This is a genomic window from Streptomyces graminilatus, assembly GCF_001418565.1.
GTDB classification, from domain to species: Bacteria; Actinomycetota; Actinomycetes; order Streptomycetales; family Streptomycetaceae; genus Streptomyces; species Streptomyces graminilatus.
The window spans coordinates 1-3,058 of sequence record NZ_LIQQ01000744.1; the positions used below are offsets into that span (position 1 = coordinate 1).

Here is a 3,058-nt window from a genome sequence, read left to right on the forward strand (position 1 = left end):
ACGGGGTGCGGGCCGATCTCGACAAAGGTGTGATGGCCGTCGGCCACCAGTTCGTTGACCGCCTGCTCGAAGCGGACGGTCTCGCGGAGGTTCAGGAACCAGTAGCCCGCGCCGACTCCGGCGGTGTCCTTGCGTCCGCCGGCGACACTTGAGTAGAAGGGGATCGGCGAGGACCAGGGGGCGATGCCGTCGAGGCCGCTGATGATGCCTTCGCGCAACTCGTCCACGTGCGGGGAGTGAGCCGCCACGTTCACGGGGATCCGCATGGCGGCGACGCGTTCCGCCCGCAGCTCGGCGACGAGTTCGGTGACGGCGTCCGTCTCGCCCGTGACGACGACCGACTTCGGGCCGTTGATCGCCGCGAGGCCCAGACCGGTCCGGCCCGCGAGCCGGCGTTCGGTCTCGGCGGCGGAGAGGGCCACGGCGGCCATGGTGCCGCGACCGTCGATCTTCTCGTATTCCCTGCCCCAGATCACGGTGACGCGGGCGGCGTCCTTCAGGGTCAGGCCGCCCACGACGGCCGCCGCGGGCATCTCGCCGAGGCTGTGGCCGGTCACGGCATCGGGCTCTATGCCATGGCTGCGCCACAGCTCGGTCAGGGCCACCATCACAGCGAAGAGGCAGACCACCACCACGTCGCTGCGGTCGATGTCGACGGCGCCGGGAACCTCGTCGAGGACATCGAGCAACGACCAGTCCGTGTAGGGCTCCAAGGCCTCGGCGCACTCTTCGAGCGTCCGCCGGAACGACGGCGATTCGGCGGACAGTGCCTTGGCCATCGAAGTCCACTGGCCGCCCTGTCCGGGGTAGACGAACACGGTGCCGCCGGGCCGCCAGTCGGCGGCCCTGCCCTGGACGACATTGCTCGCGGTGCCGCCCTCGGCGAGCACTTCCAGGCCCGCGAGCAACTCCTCCGCCGTACGGCCCACGATCACGGCCCGGTACTCCCCGGCCGGCTCCCTCGTGGCGAGGGAGAGGCCCAGGTCGGCCGGATTCGGGTCGCCGGACACGACGAAGTCACGCAGCTGGCGTGCCCGTTGCCTCAGCGCCGCCTGGGTCGGAGCGGACAACGTCCAGGGCAGCGCGGGGGTCTGCGCGTTCGTCTGCATTCGGGAGACCTCTTCCACATGGAGGCGGCGCAGCATGCCAACGGGCACCGCGGAGCAAGGGGGCGTGCGGCATGGCCGGCGGGGACAGTGCTCCGGCGCCGCAGGTGGGGGTGGGGACGCGAGACGACAGGGGGAAGCAGAAAGACAGCGGGCGGGGTCGTGCGGGACGCCCCGCTGTGGTGGGGGGAGAGGTGGACCGGGCGAGTCAGCGCCGCGAGGTGAGGATCCGGTCCACTACGGCGGCGTTGATGTCCTCTTGGTGTTCGGTGAGGAAGAAGTGGCCGCCGTGGTAGGTGTGCAGGGCGAATTCCCCGGTGGTGTGCTGTTCCCAGGCACGTGCCTCGTCCGCCGAGACACGTGGGTCCCCGTCGCCGGTGAACACGGTGATCGGGCAGTTCAGCTTCGGGGCCGGTCGCCAGCGGTACGTCTCCACGGCCCGGTAGTCGTTGCGCACCGACGGGAGAATGAGTTCGAGCAGATCGTCGTCGCCGAGCAGAGCGGAGTCCGTGCCGTTCAGTGTCCTGAGGTCGGCTATCAGTCCGCGGTCGTCCAGGGTGTGCACCCGCTCGTCGCGGTGGGTGGAGGGAGCGCGCCGCCCGGAGGCGAAAAGCGCGACCGGTACCGTTTCCGCCAGGTTTTCGAGCCGCTGGGCGATTTCGAATGCGACAACAGCACCCATACTGTGGCCGAACAGCGCGAGAGGTTTGTCGGTCAGGGGCCTGAGAACATCGAAGAGCGCGTCGGCGAGTCGGTCGATGTCATCGACAAGGGGTTCCGCGCGCCGGTCCTGCCGTCCCGGATACTGCACGGCCAGAATTTCCACGGAGGAGGGGAATGCCTTGGCCATCGGAAAATAAAAGGGGGCGGATCCTCCGGCGTGCGGAAAGCACACCAGCCGGACCTCGCTGCCCGGTGCCGGGTTGTATGACCTGAGCCACAGGTCGCCCTTGACGGGATTCACAGCCATGCTCACTGCCTTCTGGTAGCGGACCACTCGCGTTGTCCTATGAAAACCCTGCGAGACACCGTCCACACCCGTGAGATCACCGCACGCAGTCGGGCAGGACTCTGGGCGGCCAGCTCCCAATACAAAGAATCCCGGAGGCATACGCCCGGGAAACAAGGGCCGACCTGTTGGGTGCCTGAAATTTCCGCAGCATTCCGCCGATGTGGTACTCGATGCCCTGCCGGCTCAGGTATAGACGGACGGCGAGCTGAGCGGAGGGAACACCTGCGGCGACGCCTTCCAGGATCCGTGCGTCGAGTTCGGTGATCGTCTGCCGGCGGTTCGCTATCGGCCTGCCTTCGTAGTCGGCGCCCTCTGGCTTGACCAGCACTCCAACCGCCTCGGTACCGTCGTGCACGCCGTTGCGCACGACTCCGGTCAGCAGCCCGGGAAAGACGGATCCGTCGGGCCGAGCGGCGATGATCGGCGCGTCGAAGCGGCTTTTCCTGCCATCGATCAGCCGGTTCAACTGCTCCTGGACAGTTCTTCCCATACCAGGGTGAACGAGCTCCACGAAACGGGATCCGTGAAGTTCTCCCACGTCCTGGCCGAAGTTCTTCCGGAAGTTATCGTCTGTCTTCCTGACGCGCAACTGCGTGTCCAGTACGGCCACACATATACCAGATATCTCCGAAAGAAGTTCGGGCAACGTCGACCGGTCCTCCGAAACTTCCCGGACAGCTTCCTCCAGCACTCCGGAAGGCGCGAGTTCGCTCATCTTCGCCTCTCTCCGACACCCCCGTCGAATTTTCCCCGGGCCACCTGTCCCTCATAGCGAGAGGACCCCGTCGACCCGGGCGGTCATGTCTCGAAACGTAGGCACCGCTCTCGGTGATCGTCAAGGAAGAGCCGACGCGGGGGGCTAATGCCGTGGTGCGGAGCGACCCGAGGGGATACGGGGTTCGGTGGTTCGGTGGTGGGGGTTCGGTGGTGTGGGTTCGGT

The 3,058-nt window shown here is 67.2% G+C and carries 3 protein-coding genes; all 3 read right to left on the reverse strand.

Translation table 11 applies throughout. From position 1 onward, the window contains the following. Positions 1 to 1,109, reverse strand: a 1,109-nt coding sequence (locus AOK08_RS40965) for an acyltransferase domain-containing protein (protein ID WP_198539556.1), incomplete at its 3' end; no start/stop codon positions are given. A 205-nt stretch (positions 1,110 to 1,314) separates the two neighbouring features. Beyond that, positions 1,315 to 2,076 (reverse strand): thioesterase II family protein, encoded by a 762-nt coding sequence (locus AOK08_RS40970; protein WP_055535549.1) that lies wholly within the window; start codon positions 2,074 to 2,076, stop codon positions 1,315 to 1,317. Positions 2,077 to 2,152: 76 nt separating this feature from the next. Next, the gene (locus AOK08_RS40975) at positions 2,153 to 2,833 is read right to left on the reverse strand and encodes a helix-turn-helix transcriptional regulator (RefSeq protein WP_063794240.1); all 681 of its coding nucleotides are present in this window, start codon (positions 2,831 to 2,833) and stop codon (positions 2,153 to 2,155) included. Positions 2,834 to 3,058: the final 225 nt, after the last annotated feature.

What these genes read in the sequence shown, in the direction of transcription:
- AOK08_RS40970 (WP_055535549.1), bottom strand. Translation starts at nt 2,076, where the DNA reads ATGGCTGTGAATCCCGTCAAGGGCGACCTGTGGCTCAGGTCATACAAC.
- AOK08_RS40975 (WP_063794240.1), bottom strand. Translation starts at nt 2,833, where the DNA reads ATGAGCGAACTCGCGCCTTCCGGAGTGCTGGAGGAAGCTGTCCGGGAA.